Here is a 17,800-nt window from a genome sequence, read left to right as displayed (position 1 = left end):
GGGGAAGTTTGAGCGGCGTTTTACCGGTTTCACTGCGCGCCCGTGGGCGCGCCGGCCTGTTGCCAGCGCTGCACGCGCCGGGCGAGGAAATCGATCCACACCGGCTGATCGTTGAGGCAGGGAACGTGGGTGAACTGCTCGCCGCCGGCGGCCTTGAAATCCTCGGCGCCCTCGACGCGGATTTCCTCGAGCGTCTCGAGGCAGTCGGTGACGAAGGCCGGCGTGATGACCACGATGCGCTTCTTGCCTTCCTTCGCGAGGCGCTCGAATTCGGCGTCGGTGTAGGGCGAGAGCCAGGGCTCGCCGACGAGGCGCGATTGGAAGGAGATGGACCATTTCTGCGGATCGAGCCCGGCGCGCTGGGCGAAGAGCTGCGAGGTGCGCGTGACTTGGGCCTTGTAACACGTTTGGTGAATCGGGGAGCAGGAATTACAGCAATCCGCGACGACCTGGCAGTGCGCGTGCGAGCTGTCGGCCTTGGTCAGGTGGCGCACCGGAATGCCGTGGTAGCTGAAGAGGAAATGGTCGTAGGGCTGCGCGAGGTAGGGCTGCGCGCTGGCGACGAGGGCGTCGATGTAGTCGGCGTCGCCGAAGTAGGGTTGGACGAGGTCGAGCTTCATCTGCGGCGCGATCTGCGCGGCTTCGCGCTGGACCTTCACGACGACGGTTTCCCACGACGACATCGCGTAGTGCGGGTATTGCGGGAACATCAGGACGCGTGTGACGCCTTGGGCGACGAGTTCGCGGAGGACGTCCGGGATGGACGGGCTGCCGTAGTTCATCGCGAGCGCGACAGGGATCGTGACCTTCTGCTGCAAGGCGGCCTGCGCTTTCTTGCTCGTGAGGATCAGCGGCGAGCCGTCGGGCGTCCAGATGCTCTCGTAGGCGTGCGCGGATTTCTTCACGCGGAACGGGATGATGATGCCGTTGACGAGCAGCTTGCGGAGAAAGGGAATGGCGGGCTTGTCGATCACGCGCTCGTCGCCGAGGAACTCCTGCAGGTAGCGCTTCACGTCGGGGACGGAAGTGGAGTCGGGCGAACCGAGGTTGAGCAGGAGGACGGCGGTCTTGGACATGGCGTGTGGCGCTCCAGACGTGGCGCAAACTTCCGCGAAGTCAACCGGGTGGCAGCCGGTGCGGTGGCCCGGGCAAAGGATGCGGGGAAGGCTTGCTCTGCAGCGGCGGTGCGCGATCGCAGACGCCGAGCCGGCAGGGCGGGACCGCGGGACTCGCTGTGTGGGTGGCATCGCGCTCTCGGCGGGCCCAGCGGTCCCGCCCTACCAACAAGAACTCACGCTGCCAGCACGGCGTGGGGATGCGCGTGAGGAGGCGGCAGCGCAGGTGGGCGCCGACGTCCTCGGCGGCGCCACGCAGGCGGCAGTAGTTTGTCGCCGCCGGGACGGCGGCGACCACCTTTCCGCGGTTCCCCGGCCGCTTTGCTCGCGGCTCACGCATCCTCACGCGGCCAGCGTGCGGATGCTCGCGATGAGGCGATGGACGTTTTCCGGGGCGATGCGGTCGGTGATGATTGTGTTGGAAAACTGCCGCTCGCAGTCGAGGTGCACGCCGCGCTCCGAGCCGGGGCGCACGATATCCTGCACGAAATCCATCCCGCCGCGCTGGCGAATCCAGCGGTAGTAGCGGTCGGGATCGTCGGATTCGAGGACGACGTCGAGCTTGAGCATCACCGCGCAGTAGAGGGTCAGGTCGCGGTAGCTCAGGAACCACGTCGGCGGGCAGGTCAGCTGGTCGCGGATGAGCAGCGTCATGGTTTCCTTTCTCAGCAAGGCGTGGGCCAGTCTTGGCGAGGCGTGGGCGTGGATTGCGATGACGGATTTAAAAGTTGTGCGCGCGGGCGCAACGGAGACTTTATCGGCACAATTTCGCCATGAATTCAGCGCGCAAGCCCGTCCTCCTGGTCATCCGTGATGGCTGGGGCAAGAATCCCGATCCTTCGCAGGATAAGACCAACGCCGTCGTCCTCGCGCACAAGCCCTGCGACGACATGTTGCACGCGAAGTTCCCGGTCACGCTCGTGAAGGCCTCGGGCCTCGACGTCGGCCTGCCCGACGGCGTGATGGGCAACAGCGAAGTGGGCCACGAAAACATCGGCGCCGGCCGCATCGTCGACCAGGAACTCGTGCGCCTGAACAAGCTCTTTTCCGAAAAACGCCTCGCGACGAACGCGGTCTGGCACTCGGTCGTCGCGCGCGTGAAGGCGCGCCCCGGCGCGAAGCTGCACCTCTTCGGCATCGTCTCCGACGCGGGAGTGCACGGCATGCTCGAGCATCTTTACGGCATTCTTCGCCAAGCGAAGGAGGACGGCGTCGCGCAGGTGTTCCTCCACGCCTTCACCGACGGCCGCGACACGCCGCCATCGAGCGGCCTCGGCTACGTGCAGCAGGTCGAGCAACAGATGAAGACCATCGGCGTCGGCCAGATTGCCAGCGTGTGCGGACGCTTCTGGGCCATGGACCGCGACAACCGCTGGGAGCGCGTGCAAAAAGCCTACGACATGCTCACGGGCAAGGCCGCCGTCGCCACCGCGCCGAGCGCCGAGGCCGCCGTGAAGGCTTATTACGAAAAACCGCTCAGCCCGACGCAGGTCGGTGACGAGTTCGTGCCCGCGACGTGGATCGTCGACGGCGCCGGCAAGCCCGTGGCGACCATCGCCGACGGAGATGCCGTGTTGTTCTACAACTACCGCGGCGACCGCCCGCGCGAGATCACCAAGGCGTTCGTGCTCGATCAGTTCGACGGCTTTAATCGCGGCAAGAAACTCGATCTCTACTACGCGACGATGACCGAATACGAGAAGGGCCTGCCGGTGCACGTCGTCTCGCCGAAACCGGAGAAGTTAAAAAACATCCTCGGCCAGGTCGTGAGCGACGCGGGCATCCGCCAGTTCCGCTGCGCCGAGACGGAGAAGAACCCGCACGTGACTTTCTTCTTCAACAACTATCGCAGCGAGCCGTTCCCGGGCGAAGACCGCGCGTGCCCGCCGAGCCCGAAGGTCCCGACCTACGACTTGCAGCCCGAGATGTCGGCGAGCGAGGTCACGCGTTTCGCGAAGGAAGCGATCCTCTCCGGCAAATACGGCCTCGTCGTCGTGAACTACGCGAATCCCGACATGGTTGGCCACACCGGTTCGCTCGAAGCGACGAAGAAAGCCGTCGAGGCGACGGACGCCGGCGTGGGCGAGTTGCTCGGCGCGCTCGAGCAAATGGGTGGACGCGCCGTGATCCTCGCCGACCACGGCAACGCGGAGCAGATGTGGGACCCGAGCGTCAACGGCCCACACACCGCGCACACGTTGAATCTCGTCGAGGCTTTCGTCGTCGGCGAAGGCTTCGCCGTCGGCAAAACCAAGATGCGCACCGGCGGACGCCTCGCGGACATCGCGCCGACCGTGCTCGCCTTGATGGGCCTGCCCAAGCCGGCCGAAATGACCGGCGAGAGCCTCGTGCTCGGCTGAGCCCGGCTCAGACAGGGAAAGGTGGAGCGCGTTGACCGCAACGCGCTTGCCGAGAGCGAGAATTCATCAGCGCGTTGGGGGAAACGCGCTCCACCTTCGTCTCGACGATTCTCGCCTGAACCCAATTCCAATCGCACGAGTCCGTCCGAGTTGCAGGATTGCCGCGCGCCGCTGGACCTGACGTGCTCGGCGGCGTGAAGTGCGCCCGCGTATTTCTGCTCCTGCTCGCCAGTGCGGGCTGCGCTTGGGCTTGGGAGCCAACGCTGCCGCCGCGTCCGGCCGATGCGCCGGGCGGCGCGGAGATGGCGCGACGACTCGCCGAACTCCCGATCGTCGAGCGCGAGGACGCCGTCATCGCGGAAGTCGTGCGCGGCAACGTGCCTGTTTGGTGGCGGCGGTTCGTGGACGTCCCGGTCGGGCCGGCCGTGCTGCACGTGGCGCCGGACTATCTGGCGATCGGCTCGGACGAGGATTTTTTGCGGATGCCGCTTTCCCCCGCGGCGGCGCAAGCGCTCGCGGATCGACTGGAGTGCACCCTGCCGACAGCGAAGTTGGTCGATACTATTTTTCGCGCCGCGCCGTTGAAGCTCGAGCCGCAGCCGATGCCGCCGGGTCCGGAGATGACGACCGTCGCGCAATTCGCGCGCCACAACGCGTTGATCGAAGCCGCGCGGCAGCCTCGTCGCGGGCAGCAGCCCGACGGCGTATTGGTCGCCGGTCACAAAAAGGATGTCGTGCCTTCGCCGCAGCTGGCGCAGTTGCCGGATCGCGTCGCGATCTACGGTTGGCATCGGAGCGACGGTCGGCCCATCCAACCGCTGTTCCTCGGGCACTCTGCGCGGTGGGTCGACTACAGCCACGGCGTGCGGCTCGTGGCGCGCGACTTGGGCTGGGGCAGTGGCGTGCGCCGGCTCGATGAGTTAGTCCGCGACGATCGCTGGTGGACGCTGTTCAGCGACGAGGGGCCGTTCGAGCCGATGCGTTACGGCGCGATCAAGCCGCGCGTGCCGGAGTTTGCCGGCGAAACGTGGGAGGCGCGTTTCTTCCCGGGGGGCGTGCGGGCATTGATCGGTCGGCCGGTCGCAACCGATCCTGCGGCGCCCGTGCAGGTGGTCATCTATGCGGTGCCGGCCGGCAACACGATCGAACAGACGCTCGGGCGGCGACTGCGAGCGGACGACGACTGGCATTTCGACATCCAGCATCTAGCGGCGCAGACGCGCTGGCTGCGCGCGCACGGTCATCCCAATCTCGTTCTCGCCGTCGTCGAGCCGCAGGGGAAATCGTGGACGGCGTGGACGCGCGAGATGCCGCACGCCGGCGCGAAGTTCGACGCGGTGCTCGATGAATTGCGCCGCGCCGTGCCGGGTGCGCGAATCACGCTCGCCAGCCACAGCGCCGGCGGCAGCGCGATTTTCAGTTTGCTGGACGAGCGCGAAAGTCTGCTGGACGAGGTGGAGCGCCTCGTGTTTCTCGATTCGAACTACCGCTACGATGCGGGTCGCGGCCACGCGGCGAAGCTCGCGGCGTGGCTGCAAGGCGCGCCCGATCGCGTGCTCTACGTGGCGGCCTACGAGGATTTCCGCGCGCGGCTCGAGGGGAAGGCGTTCGTCAGCGAGGCCGGCGGCACGTGGGGCCGGAGCCAGGTGATGCTGACCGATCTCGCGGGCGTGCTGGGCGGCTTCGAGCGACGCAACGACGATGGCCCGCTCGAAGATCACCGGGCGAAGGACGGGCGCGCGATCTTCCTGCTGCGGCGCAATCCCGAGGCGGCGATCTGGCACACGCGTCTGGTGGAGTTGAACGGTTTCATCCACGCGATGCGAGCCGGCACGCCCGAGGAGGCGAAAGGCTACCGCTATCTCGATCCCCGGGTCTACGGAGAGTTTTGCGCGCCGTGAGCAGATTCGGCGATCGCTCGCCTCTGCGCGCGGGAGCCCGTTCGCGGCAGTTCGAAACTTGACTGCCGCGGACGGTTGCGCGCGTATCGCGGCTTTCTCGTGACCGTTCTGTTTCCCCATTCTTTCCCGACGCCATGAAGTTCTTTGAGCGCGACGAACTTTGGGGCGAATGCGATGCGATGCTGCGTGATTACGATGCATTCATCCGCGCGCGGGTGGGGGACGGCTATCGGTATCCTCTGCGGATGCGCGACTGGGAGTTGTGGCAGGTGCTGCGCCGGCTCCCACCGGCCGGCCATCCGCACGGCGCGGTGCTCGATACGGGCGCGTTCAACACTTACCTCGGCCTGTGGCTCGCGGAGCGTTACGAACGTGTCGTCGTGTCCGATGTCTACGGCGCGCGGTTGCGCAAGGGCGTGCTGCGCGCGCTCCGCGTCCTGCCGCGCAAGCCGAACGAGGCGCCGTTCTGGCGCTGGCGTCGCGCCATGCTCGGTGCCGCGCCGGGGCTCGACATCCGCAACGTCGACCTCACCGCGATGCCCTACGCGGACAACTCGCTAGACACGATCGTCAGCATCTCGGTGATCGAGCACATTCCCGCGATCGAACGCGCGCTGGCGGAGATGTATCGCTGTCTGAAACCCGGCGGCAGCTTGCTCATCACGACCGACTGCGACCGCGACGGGAAAGGCTACGCGGATGGCGTGCGGTATTTCACGTTGGCGGAACTCGAGCGGTTGTTCGCGCCGTATCCGGTCGTTTCGGAAAAACGCGCGCCGGATTTCGCCGAACGCAACTGGTGCTACGGCCGCAACCGGCCGGTGATCACCGCCTTCATCGAGGTGCGGAAGCCCTGAGTGGTTCCGCGGGGCGCGTCTGTCATAGCGTTTCGGCGCGGCCCAAATTCTGTTTGCTCCTCCGGCGGGCGGGCCGTTTGGTTGGCCCCTTCCGTCCTATGAAACGCACGCACCATTGCGCCCAACTGACCAAGGCCGACCTCCACGCGACCGTCTCGCTCGCCGGCTGGGTCGACTCCGTCCGCGACCACGGCGGCATCATCTTCGTCGACCTCCGCGACCGCCAGGGCATCACGCAGGTGAAGTTCGACAGCGCCCTGCGCGAGCAGGCCGCGAAGCTCAAGGACGAGTCCGTCATCGGCATCACGGGCAAGGTCGAGGACCGCCCCGCCGACATGGTGAACAAGAACCTGCCGACCGGTGAGATCGAGGTCGATGCGACCGAGCTGATCATCCACAACCTTTCCGAGACGCCGCCGTTCCCGCTCGACGATGCCGGCGGCGACAAGGTGAACGAGGACCTGCGCCTCACTTACCGTTACCTCGACCTGCGCCGCCCGAAAATGCGCCGCAACCTCGCGGTGCGCCACAAGGCCACCAAGGCCGTGCGCGACTACTTCGACTCTCAAGGCTTCTACGAGGTCGAGACGCCCGCGCTCTTCAAGAGCACGCCCGAAGGCGCGCGCGAATACCTCGTGCCGTCGCGCATCCATGCCGGCCAGTTCTACGCGCTCTCGCAGTCGCCGCAGCAGTTCAAGCAGATCCTCATGGTCGCGGGCGTGGAGAAGTATTTCCAGATCGCCCGCTGCTTCCGCGACGAGGACCTCCGCGCCGACCGCCAGATGGAGTTCACGCAGATTGACGTTGAGGTCTCATTCATCGATCGCGAAGGCATCTACGCGCTCTTCGAAGGCATGTTGAAGAAGGTCTGGAAGGACGTGCTCAACCACGACCTGCCCACGCCGTTCCCGCGCATGGCCTACATCGACGCCATGAACCGCTACGGCGTCGACAAGCCCGACACGCGCTTCGGCCTCGAACTCGTCGACTTCACCGACACGTTCCGCAGCTCCGGTTTCAAGGTCTTCCAGTCCACCGCGGCCTCGGGCGGCTCGATCAAGGCCGTCAATGCGAAGGGCCTCGCCGACGCCACGCAGGGCGAGATTTCCTCGCTCGAGGATTCCGCGAAGGCGATGGGCGCGAAGGGCCTCGCCTACATCAAGGTCGAGAAGGGCGAATGGAAATCGCCGATCGTGAAATTCTTCACCGACGCCGAGAAGGCCGACCTCACCGCGCGCCTCAACATCCAGGACGGCGACCTGATCTGCTTCGCCGCCGCTCCGTGGGAGCGTGCGTGCGCGATCCTCGGCCGCATCCGCCTCGACGCCGCGCAACTGCTCGTGAAGCGCGGCAAGATGACGCTGCGTCCCGACCAGTGGAATTTCCTCTGGGTCGTCGATTTCCCGCTGATGAGCTACGACGAGGAGCGCGGCGGCTACGCGGCCACGCACCACCCGTTCACGGCGCCGGTGCAGGAAGACGCGCACCTGCTCGACAGCAACCCGAAGGCCGTGCGCGGCCAGCACTACGACGTCGTCTTGAACGGCATGGAACTCGGCGGCGGCTCGATTCGCATCCACCAGCCGGCGCTGCAGGAGAAGGTCTTCACCGACGTGCTCAAGATTCCGGCCGACGTGGTCGAGAGCCGCTTCGGCTACATGCTGAAGGCGTTCAAGTATGGCGCGCCTCCGCACGGCGGCATCGCCTTCGGCCTCGATCGCATGTGCGCGCTGCTCTGCGGCACGAACTCGATCCGCGACGTCATCGCCTTCCCGAAGACGCAAAAGGCACAGGACCTGATGAATCAGAGTCCCACGCCGGTGACCGAGAAACAGCTCCGCGACCTGCACATCCGCGTGGTCGACGAAGCGAAGTAAACGGTTCGAATTTTCGCCTCGGGCGCTGGCTGATCAGCCGGCACCCGAGGCGTTTTTTTGGCCCGAAATTGGGTCGCGTGGAATGCCTGTGCCGGCTCGTGGTGGCGGGACACCGGCCCGATTGATTTCTCAGCTGATCGCGTCGACGAGCGCGGCCGTCGTCTCAGGGGCAACGACGCGATCGATATCGAGCAGCGTCTTCACCTGTCCTTTGACCTTGGCCATGCCGAGCAGGTAGCGCGTGTCCACCTGGGTGCCAAACTCCGGCGTCGGCTCGATCTCTTCGGCGGGCACGTGGACGACTTCCTCCACGCTGTCGACGATCAGGCCCATCTGGACGTGGGTTCCGCTCGTCAGTCGCACCTGGACTACGACCACGCAGGTGCGCTCGGTGAACTCGCTCTTGAGGCCGAATTTCACGCGCAGGTCGATCACGGGGATGACGCGGCCGCGCAGGTTGATGACGCCTTTGACGAACTCGGGCATCTGCGGCACCGCGGTGATTTTCTGGAGACGGATGATCTCACGGACTTTCAGCACGGCGATGCCGTAGGCTTCGTTATCCAGTTGGACGGTGAGATATTTGCCCGCATGTCCGGACGCGGTCTGGTTCGAGGTTGGCGCGCTCATGTTAGGAATCGATGAAGTGGGCTTCGTGGACGTTGGCGGCAGCGGCCTTCGCGGCGCTGTGCGTTTGCAGTGCGGGTTTCACGGCGCGCGGCGAGGGCGCATGGTGCTTCGTGGCGGCGGGAGCGGCGCGCTTGGCCGACGGAGGTGCCGAGTGGTGCGTGGTTTCGGCGGTGACTCCGCCGACGAGACGCCGCAGTTGCTGCACGGCATCGTTCATGGACGCGGCTTGCGCGTTCAGCTCCTCGGCCGCGGCGGCGGATTCCTCGGCGCTGCCGGCGTTGGATTGCGTGATCTGGTCCATCTGCGTCGCAGCCTTGGTGATCTGGTCGATGCCTTGGTTCTGTTCGAGCGAGGCGGTGGCGATCTCGGCGACGAGCGAATCGACGCTGCGCGCTTTCTCGACGATGACGGACAGCGCTTGGGCGACGGTCTCGGAGATTTTCGCGCCTTCCTCGCCATTGCGGATGGCGACTTCGATCTTCTCGGCGGTTTCCTTGGCGGAGTTGGCGGAGCGCTGGGCGAGCGCGCGGACTTCCTCGGCGACCACGGCGAAACCGGCACCGGCTTCGCCGGCGCGGGCGGCTTCGACGGCGGCGTTCAGGGCGAGGATGTTGGTTTGGAAAGCGATCTCGTCGATCGTCTTGATGATTTTGGCAATGTCGCTGGAGGAAGCCTTGATGGCGTCCATCGCGCGGCGCATCTCGTCCACGCTGGAGTTGCCGGTTTCGGCGGCGGTGCGCGTCTCGCTGGAGAGGGTCTTGGCGGTGCTCGCGCCCTCGGCGTTGCGCTTGGTCATGGAGGCCATCTCCTCGAGCGAGGAGGTGGTTTCCTCGAGACTGGCGGCCTGCTGGCTGGCGCCGCTGGCGAGCGATTGCGCGCTGGAGGAAACCTGGCCGGCGGCGGAGGCGACCTGATCGGACGACTCACCGAGCGAGCCGGCGACGCCTTGGAGGGTGCGATTGATGCCGCGGACAATGAAGCCGGCGATGGCGAGGGCGGTCGCGAGTCCGGCGACCGAAATAACGAGCGTCTGCGTGTAGGCGCGGCGCGAGTCGGAGGCGATGGTGGTGGAAACCGTGGTCGCAACTTCCTGATTCCACTTAAGCATCTTGATGACTTGGTCGCGATAGGCGCCGAAGGCGGGCTCGACGCTTTCGTTGAGCAGGCGGGAGGCTTCCTCGCTCTTGCCCTGCGTGAAGGCCGCGATGAAAGACTCGCGTTGGCTGACGTAGTTTTGGCGGAGTTGCTGCAGTTGTTGGAAATTCTGTCGATCCACGTCGGCCGTGATCGAGGCTTCGTAGCCTTTCATCGCCTCGCCGACGGAGGCCGTGGCTTCGCGCATTTGCTCGAGGAATTTTTCACGCGCGGCCGCCTCGTTGCTCTCGTGAGCCATCAGCAGCCGCACGTGGCCGCGAAAGGCGAAGATCGCGATGTCCGCGCCGTGGTTCAGGCCGGGAATCGCGTCGTTGACGAGGCGTGCTTCGGCGTAGTTGGCGTTCGACCGGAGCGAAGCGATGCTGATGAGGGCGATCACGAGGGTGATCAGGGTAAAAATCGCCGCGTTGGCGACGATGCGCTTGGAGATGGTCCAGGAGTTCATGATGGGTTTTGGGACGAAATAGCGAAGCTCGCATCGCCTTCACCCTTGCTGACCCATGTGTTCAGCCCGGTCGAACTGGTCGTGCGCGAACGCACACCACGATACTTACCGACTGATATCGGCACAGCGGCGGAAAACTGGAGAGGGACGGGCGACAGGCAAAGGCCGGCTGTTGCCGCGCGGGACGGTGCGCGCTCGGGCGCGCGAAGCGCGAGCGGGTGCCAGAGCGGTTTGGGTTTCATGGGGGCGGCACCAGTGTCGATGCAAGAGGTGTGAAGCGTGTTGTCCGCGAACCGGCGGTCGCTCCGGGTTTGGAGTTGGCCGGACGGCGCCGGCGCTCTACGGTGCCGGCGTTGCAAACGTTGTCATTTCGGCGCGCTTTCGGCGACCCGGGCCTGTGGTCTCCGGGGTGGCGCGGACTCATTGCGGTTATCGTGCTGCTGAGCGCGGCCGTCACACCGGTTCTCGCTTACACGTTGCCGGCGCAAACCGGACGTCGCGCGAGCTTCGCGAGTGACGATGACTTTCTCGGCTACGTGGAGCAGCAGAGTTTCGCCTATTTCTGGGCGACGCAGCATCCGACGACGGGGCTCGTCCCCGACCGCGCGTCGAACCTCGATGTGTGCAGCGTCGCCGCGGTCGGTTTTGGCCTGAGCAGTATAAACGTCGCCGTGTCGCGTGGCTGGGTCACGCGTGCCGCCGCTCGCGAACGCGTGCGCACGACGCTGCAGTTTCTCGTCAATGTTCCGCAAGGCCCATCCCCCACCGGCGTCGCGGGCTATCGCGGCTGGTTCTATCACTTCCTCGACACGAATACCGGTCTGCGTTCCGGCAACTGCGAACTCTCGACGATCGACACCGCGCTGTTGCTGCTCGGTGTGATTGACTGCGCGCTCTACTTCGACGGCGCCGATGCCGCGGAAGTCGCGATCCGGCAGGCGGCGGACACGCTCGTGAACCGCGTCGATTGGGGCTTCGTGCTGCGGCCGGACAATCTCGTGGCGATGGATTGGAAACCGGAGACCGGCTACCACCCGAGCGGCTGGTCCGGCTACAACGAGGCGATGGCGCTTTATCTCCTCGGCCTCGGCGTCGCCAGCAACCCATTGCCGACCGCGTCGTGGGAGGCATGGACCGCCACCTATCAGTGGAAAATCCACTCCGGGCAGAGTTACGTCTGGTGCATCACCGGCTCGCTCTTCACGCACCAATACTCGCATTGCTGGATCGATTTCCGCGGCATCGCCGATGGCTATCTGCGCACGCACGGCGATGGCATCGATTACTTCGAGAACTCCCGCCGCGCGACGCTCGCGCAGCAGTCGTATGCGGCCGCGCGGCCGTTCACGAACTACAGTGCGCTCGAGTTCGGCCTCACGGCGTGCGACGGGCCGAACGCGACGATCGGCGGCGTGAAATACTCAGGCTACGACGGTCGCGGCGCGCCGCCCGGCCGACCGACGACGATCGACGACGGCACGCTCGCGCCGACGGCGTTGATGGGCTCGGTGCCGTTCGCGCCCGAGGCGTGCGTGCCGGCGCTGCGCCACCTCTACGACACCTACGGCGCGTCGATCTGGTCCGACTATGGCTACTGCGACGCCTTCAACATCACCGCGAACCGGTGGTTCGACCCGGACGTCATCGGCATCAGCGTCGGCACGAACATCCTGATGATCGAGAACCACCGCAGCGCGGAGGTGTGGCGCCGCCTGCTGCGCAGCCCGATCATCCAACGCGGACTGCAGCGCGCCGGTTTCACCGCGCCGCCGCCCGACAACGTGGCAGCGATCGTGTCCACGCCGACGCAGATCGCGGTCGCGTGGACGGACCGCGCCGATTTCGAAACCGGCTTCCAGGTCGAAGCATCGACCGACGCCGGAGTGACGTATGCCTCCGTGGCGACGGCGCCGGCCAACGCGACGAGCGCGAGTTTCGCCGCGCGCACTGGCACGACGTATCACGTGCGCGTGCGCACGACCAATATCGCGGGACTTTCCGGCGCTAAGGGCGCGGTGAGCGTGAGCACACCGGCGACGATCTCGATCACGACGCAACCGGCGGGCGTGATCGCGACGGCCGGACAACTCGTGACTTTGCGTGTCGTCGCGAGCGGCGCCGCGCCGCTGAGCTACCAGTGGTTCAAGGGCGGCCTCTCGCTGGCCGGCGCGACGTCCGACACCTTGACCTTCTCGAGCGTGCAGGCGAGCGACGCCGGAAGCTATACCGTCGTCGTTTCCAACAACGAGGGATCCGCGACCAGCCAGCCGGCGACGGTGACGGTCAACGTGCCGCCGCCCACGCCAGCGCCCTCGCGCGGCGGTGGTGGTGGCGGCGCGCCGACGCTTTGGTCGGTGCTGCTGCTCGTGCTGCTGGCGTTCGGTCGCGTGTTTCAGGGCGCGGGCCGGAGGCGTTCCCGCTGAATGCAAAAAGCCCGCCTCGCGGCGGGCTGGAGAGGATGGCGGCTTGGCGTCGCTTAACGGCCCGCGAGCACCGGCCGCTTGATCTCCGCCGAGCGCGCTTGCGGCGCGGGGGACGGAGTCGGCGCGCCGTGAGCGTGCGTTTGCGCCGACGAGCCGATGAGGTCGCGCAGCTGTTCGACGACGACCTTGAGTTCGCGCGACTGCGACGAGAGTTGCTCGGCGGCGGCGGCGCTTTCCTCGGCGGTGGAGGCGTTCGACTGCGTGATCTTGTCCATCGCGGCGACGGCCTTGTTCACCTGGGCGATGCCTTCGGATTGTTCGGCGGAGGCGGTGGCGATCTCGGCGACGAGGCCGTCCATCTTGCGCACCTGTTCGACGATTTCCGTCAACATGCCGGTGACTTCGGAGCTGGTGCGCGCGCCTTCCTCGCTCTTGGAAAGAGCCGCTTCGATCTTCTCGGCGGTTTCCTTGGCGGCGTTGGCGGAGCGTTGGGCGAGCGCGCGGACTTCCTCGGCGACGACGGCGAAGCCGGCGCCGGCCTCGCCGGCGCGCGCGGCTTCCACCGCGGCGTTGAGGGCGAGGATGTTGGTCTGGAACGCGATCTCGTCGATCGTCTTGATGATCTTCGCGATTTCGGCGGAGGCGGACTTGATGCCTTCCATCGCCGTGTTCATGCGCTGCATGCCGGCGGCGCCCGCTTCGACAGTGCCGCGGGTTTGGGTGGCGGCATGCTTGGCGGTTTGGGCGGCTTCGGCGTTGCGGCGCGTCATGCCGGACATCTCCTCGAGCGACGCGGAGGTTTCTTCGAGCGACGCGGCCTGCTGGCTGGCGCCGTCGGCGAGCGACTGGCTGGAGGTCGAGATCTGCACGGAGGCATCGGCGGTGCGCTCGGTGAACTCCTGCATCTGGCCCATCGCGTCGTGGAGCGGACGGCTGATGCGGCGGGCGAGCCATTGAACCAGGCCGATGCCGATGAGGCCGAGCGCGCCGGCGACGAAGGAGATCGTGACGGTGAGCTTGAGGTTGCGGGCAAGGATGCCGGCGGTGGCTTCGCCGTTGGCGTTGGAGATTTCGAAGATGTGATTGCGGAGCTGGCTGAGCGCGGTTTCGACGGTGCCGTTCGCGCGGGCGACGTCGCCGTCGAGGATTTTCATGGCTTCGTCGAACTCGTTCGCCTTGAGCGCGGCGCGGAGCCGGGTGACTGCGGCATCGTAGCCGGCGAGCGCGGAGGCGAACTCCGCCTCGTGTTTGCCGGTATCGGCGTCAGTCGTGAGTTGAGTGAGCGCCTGTGAGTTGGCGTCGACCGCTTCGCGCTGTTTCTTCGCTTCGGCGAGCTTGCGCGTCTGCGTCTCCTCGTCGCGACCGGTGACGAATTCCAGGTTGGCGAGGTGATACTTGAGCGTGGCCTCCTGCAGCGCGGCGACTTTCTGCAGTGCGGGCAGGAGGTTTTGGCTCAACTCATTGGTCTTCGCGGTGCCAGTCTTCGAGAACTCCGAGCTGACAACGCCGATGCCCACGATCAGCACGGTCAGGAAGACGTAGCTGATCGTGATGCCGGTGAACGCGCGTCTGAGATTGATGCGGGGGATGGCGCTCATGAGGGAGTCGGTTCAACCGCCGTTGATGGGAATGACGGAGCCATCGACGCTGGCGGGGCCGACGAAACCGATCGCGCCCGGAGTATCGGCGACGAACTTGCGCAGCTCGTCGGCCTTCTCGAAGAACTTCGGGGCGGTGCCGCCGCCGGTCATGGAGAGGCGGCGCCAGTGGTTCGTGAACGTGGAGGCGTTCATGTCGACGGTGGCCTTGAGGAATTCGTCGGCGAGCTCGCCCTTGAGCACGGCGAGGGTGACGCGGCCGGCGCCGTCCCAGGCAACCTTCTTGCCGAGGAAGACCGCCTTGAGCGTGGCGGCGTCGATCTTCTCGCCCGCGAGGTTCTTGTTGCCGATGACGGTGGTGGCGGCGTGGGCGGAGAGGGTGAACGCGAGCAGGGCGAGCACCGCGAGAGAGCGGGAAATGGTTTTCATGGCGGAAATCGGGTGGTGAGTTGGCCGGGAGATGCCGCTTAGAAAATGAAGGTGCTCTTGATCGCCCAGAACGACGAGGAGTCGGCCAGGGTCGGATTCGGGTTGCGGGGGGTGTTGAACACGTTGAACCGGCCGTCGATCGAGTGAAACTCGACCTTGAGAATGACGTGCTCGTTCACGTTGTAGCGAACGCTCACGGCGTAGTCCTCGAGCTGTTTCTCGGCGGTCGTCGCACTTGGGTTGGGGTGGAGGTCGCGGCTCTTCGAGTAATAGGCGCCGGCTTCCCATTTCTCGCCGAAACGGCGAGTCGCGGAGACGTAGTAGTTGCGGCTGCCGTATTTGCCGGCGGAGTTGTAGACGGGCAGGGCTTGGACGAGGGAGTCGCCGTCTTGATTTTGCCACTCCGCGGCGAAGGTCCAGTCGCCGTGGGCATACTCGGCGCCGATGGTGGTATAGGCGGGCGCGACCCGAATGAGTGCGGTAAACATGGGGGCCGCGGCGAACGGCCCCACGCCATCGACGTCGGCGAGTTTGGAATAAGAGAAGTGGAGCTTCAGGCCGCTGAGGGGCGTGCTCCAGTCGATGGCGGCGCCGCTGACGTGATCAATCGCGAGCGTTTTGACGCCGTCGGCAAAGAAGCCGCTGTCGTTGAAGAAGTCCGCGACGCCTTGATCGGTGTTCATCGCGATGTCGCCGTAGAAGATCTTGTAGTCGAAGCTGCCGGCTTTGGCGGTCGAGATCGTGCCGTAGATCATGGCGCCGTCGAACGAGGCCGAGAAGTCGCGCAGGACGGGATTGTAGAGGGAGGAGGGGAGAAAGATGAAGGGGCGGATCGCGTCGACGTCGAGCGCCTCGCCGTAGAGACCCTTGGGATACTTGATGCGGCCGGCGCGCACGCCGATTTCCTGGCGGAAGTTGTAGTCGGCGACAGCCCAGTCGAGCTTCACCTTGTCCTCGCCGTAGTTGCCGAGGCGCTGGGCGAAACCCTGGGCACCGACACGAAGGTGGGAGCCGACGGTCGTGGAGACGTTGACCGCCATCTCGCGGAAGTCCCAGGTGCCGTCTTTGGACTCGAAGGGAAAATTGTTCTTGGAGCTCTTCAGGTAACCTTGGCTGAAGAAGCCGCCGATCTGGACATTGCTGTTGCCGATGGAAACGGCGGCGGTGAGGGGATTTGCACTGAACAGTGCGAGGACGATGCTGGTGGCGCGGAGGGGGCGGTTCATGTTTTGCAGATGGAGGGTGACAGGACACCTTCCAGCGCTCCCAAAAAGAAAGGCGCCCGGTAGCGACCCTCCGGAGAGAAGGCTCGCTTGGTGCGCCCCGCTTGCAGGCCCATACGTCCTGCCCGAGAAGGCTGGTGCAGATTTTACTCTGCGGTGCACTTTCTGAAACGGCCTCTCGGGAAATTTCTGTAGGTAAAAGTATCCAATCGGCGGGATGGATTCCCGCCTCCATCAAAACACGAACGAAGTCTGGTCTCAGCCGACAAGCAGTCGCCGCAGGATGTCGTCCACGAGCTTCGGGTTGGCTTTGCCGGCGGAGAGTTTCATCACGGCGCCCTTCAGCGCGTTGATCGCCTTGGCGTTTCCGCTGCGGACTTGGTCGGCGGATTTCGCGTCGTTGGCGATGGCGGTGGCGCACCAGCCTTCGAGCGCGCCGGTGTCGGAGGACTGGCGCAGACCTTTGCGGTCGGCGACGGCAGCGGCCTGGTCGCCGGTCTGGAACATGTCGGCGAAAATCTCCTTCGCCTGACTGCTCGACACGGCGCCTTGCTCGACGAGTGCGACGAGGCCGGCGATGTGGGCGGCGGTGACTTTGCTCGCGGCGAGGGCGAGGTTGGCCGCGGCGAGGTCGCGTAGCAGGTCGTTCGTGATCCAGTTGGCGGCGGCGGTGGGCTTCGCGCCGAGTTTGACGGCGGCCTCGAAGAAGTCGGCGAGCGCGCGGTCGCGGACGAGCACGGACGCGGCGGAGTAGGGCAGGCCGAGTTGCTCGATGAAACGCGTCTGCTTCGCGAACGGGCGCTCGGGCAACTCGGCGGCGAGGCGCGTTTTCCACTCGGCGTCGATGCGCACGGGCATCAGGTCGGGGTCGGGGAAGTAGCGATAGTCGTGCGCCATTTCCTTCGAACGCATCGAGGCGCTGCGGCCGGTCTCGCCGTCGTAGAGGCGCGTTTCCTGCACGATCGTGCCGCCGCTGGTGGCGACGTTGATCTGACGCTTGATCTCCGTGACGATGCCGTCGCGGACGTAGGAAATGGAGTTGAGGTTCTTCAGCTCGACCTTCGTGCCGAGCTTGGTCTCGCCGACGCGGCGGATGGAGATGTTGGCGTCGCAACGCATCTGGCCCTTCTCCATGTCGCAATCGGAGATGCCAGCGTAGATGAGCGATTGGCGCAGCGAGGTGAGGAACGCGAAGGCCTCGTCGGCGGAGCGGATGACCGGCTCGGTGACGATCTCCATGAGCGGCGTGCCGGCGCGGTTGTAGTCGATGAGCGAGTCGTTGGTCTCGTGGTTGAGTTTGCCGACGTCTTCCTCGAGGTGGATGCGGGTCAGCTCGATCTTCTTGTGCTCGCCCATCACGGCGAGCGAGGCGCCCGGCAGCTCGATCTCGACGGCGCCGTGGCGGCAGACGGGCTGGTCGTATTGCGAAAGCTGGTAGTTTTTGGGGCTATCCGGGTAGAAATAATTTTTGCGATCCCAGCGCGTGACGGTGGCGATCTCGCAGTCGAGCATGAGGCCGGTCTTGATGATGGCGTCGAGCGCGGCCTTGTTCAGCACGGGCAACGCGCCCGGCAGCGCGAGGACGGTGGGGTCGGTGAGCGTGTTCGGCGGCTCGCCGTAGCCAGTGGCGACACGCGTGAACATCTTGGAGGCCGCCTTGATTTGGACGTGCACCTCGAGACCGATGACTGCTTCGAAATCCATTTTTAAGTTACCACGAAACACACGAAATACACGAAAAGGGACCGTGAGCCCGGAGGTTTCGTGTGGTTCGTGTATTTCGTGGT

At 65.6% G+C, this 17,800-nt stretch carries 13 protein-coding genes; 5 read left to right on the top strand and 8 right to left on the bottom strand.

Features of this window, described 5'->3' with window-relative positions; genetic code table 11:
* Positions 1–29 precede the first annotated feature (29 nt).
* Together hemH and HZA32_04365 are read right to left on the bottom strand one after the other, a co-directional pair.
* Positions 30–1,076 carry a ferrochelatase gene (gene hemH / locus HZA32_04370; protein ID MBI5423295.1) on the bottom strand — a complete coding sequence of 349 codons (1,047 nt, stop codon included), beginning with the start codon at positions 1,074–1,076 and terminating at the stop codon, positions 30–32.
* 381 nt (positions 1,077–1,457) lie between these two features.
* On the bottom strand, positions 1,458–1,769 hold the full coding sequence (locus HZA32_04365; GenBank protein ID MBI5423294.1) for a hypothetical protein: 312 nt from the start codon (positions 1,767–1,769) through the stop codon (positions 1,458–1,460).
* Positions 1,770–1,888: 119 nt separating this feature from the next.
* Here HZA32_04365 and HZA32_04360 point away from each other — a divergent pair, with 119 nt between their 5' ends.
* The 4 genes from HZA32_04360 to aspS all read left to right on the top strand — a co-directional run bounded on the left by HZA32_04360 (position 1,889) and on the right by aspS (position 8,110).
* The gene (locus tag HZA32_04360) at positions 1,889–3,475 is read left to right on the top strand and encodes a 2,3-bisphosphoglycerate-independent phosphoglycerate mutase (GenBank protein ID MBI5423293.1); all 1,587 of its coding nucleotides are present in this window, start codon (positions 1,889–1,891) and stop codon (positions 3,473–3,475) included.
* 194 nt (positions 3,476–3,669) lie between these two features.
* Positions 3,670–5,376, top strand: a complete 1,707-nt coding sequence (locus tag HZA32_04355; protein ID MBI5423292.1) for a hypothetical protein — start codon at positions 3,670–3,672, stop codon at positions 5,374–5,376.
* A 245-nt stretch (positions 5,377–5,621) separates the two neighbouring features.
* Positions 5,622–6,233, top strand: coding sequence for a class I SAM-dependent methyltransferase (locus HZA32_04350; protein MBI5423291.1), 612 nt, complete (start codon positions 5,622–5,624; stop codon positions 6,231–6,233).
* Positions 6,234–6,331: 98 nt separating this feature from the next.
* The gene (gene aspS, locus HZA32_04345; GenBank protein ID MBI5423290.1) at positions 6,332–8,110 is read left to right on the top strand and encodes an aspartate--tRNA ligase; all 1,779 of its coding nucleotides are present in this window, start codon (positions 6,332–6,334) and stop codon (positions 8,108–8,110) included.
* Between the two features lie 129 nt (positions 8,111–8,239).
* Here aspS and HZA32_04340 read toward each other — a convergent pair whose 3' ends face one another.
* Entirely contained in the window at positions 8,240–8,740 is a 501-nt protein-coding gene (locus tag HZA32_04340; GenBank protein ID MBI5423289.1) for a purine-binding chemotaxis protein CheW, read from the bottom strand.
* A gap of 1 nt (position 8,741) precedes the next feature.
* Positions 8,742–9,848, bottom strand: a complete 1,107-nt coding sequence (locus tag HZA32_04335; protein MBI5423288.1) for a hypothetical protein — start codon at positions 9,846–9,848, stop codon at positions 8,742–8,744.
* A gap of 926 nt (positions 9,849–10,774) precedes the next feature.
* On the opposite strand from HZA32_04335, the gene HZA32_04330 reads away from it, so the two are divergent.
* Complete coding sequence (locus tag HZA32_04330) at positions 10,775–12,763, top strand: immunoglobulin domain-containing protein (GenBank protein MBI5423287.1); 1,989 nt, start codon at positions 10,775–10,777, stop codon at positions 12,761–12,763.
* A gap of 53 nt (positions 12,764–12,816) precedes the next feature.
* Here HZA32_04330 and HZA32_04325 read toward each other — a convergent pair whose 3' ends face one another.
* The 4 genes from HZA32_04325 to gatB form a co-directional block, all read right to left on the bottom strand.
* Positions 12,817–14,361, bottom strand: a complete 1,545-nt coding sequence (locus HZA32_04325) for an MCP four helix bundle domain-containing protein (protein MBI5423286.1) — start codon at positions 14,359–14,361, stop codon at positions 12,817–12,819.
* A 12-nt stretch (positions 14,362–14,373) separates the two neighbouring features.
* The gene (locus HZA32_04320; GenBank protein ID MBI5423285.1) at positions 14,374–14,790 is read right to left on the bottom strand and encodes a hypothetical protein; all 417 of its coding nucleotides are present in this window, start codon (positions 14,788–14,790) and stop codon (positions 14,374–14,376) included.
* 38 nt (positions 14,791–14,828) lie between these two features.
* A complete protein-coding gene (locus tag HZA32_04315) occupies positions 14,829–16,016 on the bottom strand; it encodes a hypothetical protein (protein ID MBI5423284.1) in 1,188 nt (395 codons plus the stop codon).
* Positions 16,017–16,271: 255 nt separating this feature from the next.
* Positions 16,272–17,717 carry an Asp-tRNA(Asn)/Glu-tRNA(Gln) amidotransferase subunit GatB gene (gene gatB, locus HZA32_04310; protein ID MBI5423283.1) on the bottom strand — a complete coding sequence of 482 codons (1,446 nt, stop codon included), beginning with the start codon at positions 17,715–17,717 and terminating at the stop codon, positions 16,272–16,274.
* Positions 17,718–17,800 lie beyond the last annotated feature (83 nt).

This window comes from Opitutia bacterium (genome assembly GCA_016217545.1).
Lineage (GTDB): Bacteria > Verrucomicrobiota > Verrucomicrobiia > Opitutales > Opitutaceae > Didemnitutus.
Note: the sequence above shows the minus strand (reverse complement) of the source record. Positions and strands in the feature narration are given on the sequence as shown.

Excerpts from the sequence above, each read along its gene's own strand:
- hemH (MBI5423295.1), bottom strand. The coding sequence starts at position 1,076 with ATGTCCAAGACCGCCGTCCTCCTGCTCAACCTCGGTTCGCCCGACTCC.
- HZA32_04365 (MBI5423294.1), bottom strand. The coding sequence starts at position 1,769 with ATGACGCTGCTCATCCGCGACCAGCTGACCTGCCCGCCGACGTGGTTC.
- HZA32_04360 (MBI5423293.1), top strand. The coding sequence starts at position 1,889 with ATGAATTCAGCGCGCAAGCCCGTCCTCCTGGTCATCCGTGATGGCTGG.
- HZA32_04350 (MBI5423291.1), top strand. The coding sequence starts at position 5,622 with ATGCGCGACTGGGAGTTGTGGCAGGTGCTGCGCCGGCTCCCACCGGCC.
- aspS (MBI5423290.1), top strand. The coding sequence starts at position 6,332 with ATGAAACGCACGCACCATTGCGCCCAACTGACCAAGGCCGACCTCCAC.
- HZA32_04340 (MBI5423289.1), bottom strand. The coding sequence starts at position 8,740 with ATGAGCGCGCCAACCTCGAACCAGACCGCGTCCGGACATGCGGGCAAA.
- HZA32_04335 (MBI5423288.1), bottom strand. The coding sequence starts at position 9,848 with ATGCTTAAGTGGAATCAGGAAGTTGCGACCACGGTTTCCACCACCATC.
- HZA32_04325 (MBI5423286.1), bottom strand. The coding sequence starts at position 14,361 with ATGAGCGCCATCCCCCGCATCAATCTCAGACGCGCGTTCACCGGCATC.
- HZA32_04320 (MBI5423285.1), bottom strand. The coding sequence starts at position 14,790 with ATGAAAACCATTTCCCGCTCTCTCGCGGTGCTCGCCCTGCTCGCGTTC.
- HZA32_04315 (MBI5423284.1), bottom strand. The coding sequence starts at position 16,016 with ATGAACCGCCCCCTCCGCGCCACCAGCATCGTCCTCGCACTGTTCAGT.
- gatB (MBI5423283.1), bottom strand. The coding sequence starts at position 17,717 with ATGGATTTCGAAGCAGTCATCGGTCTCGAGGTGCACGTCCAAATCAAG.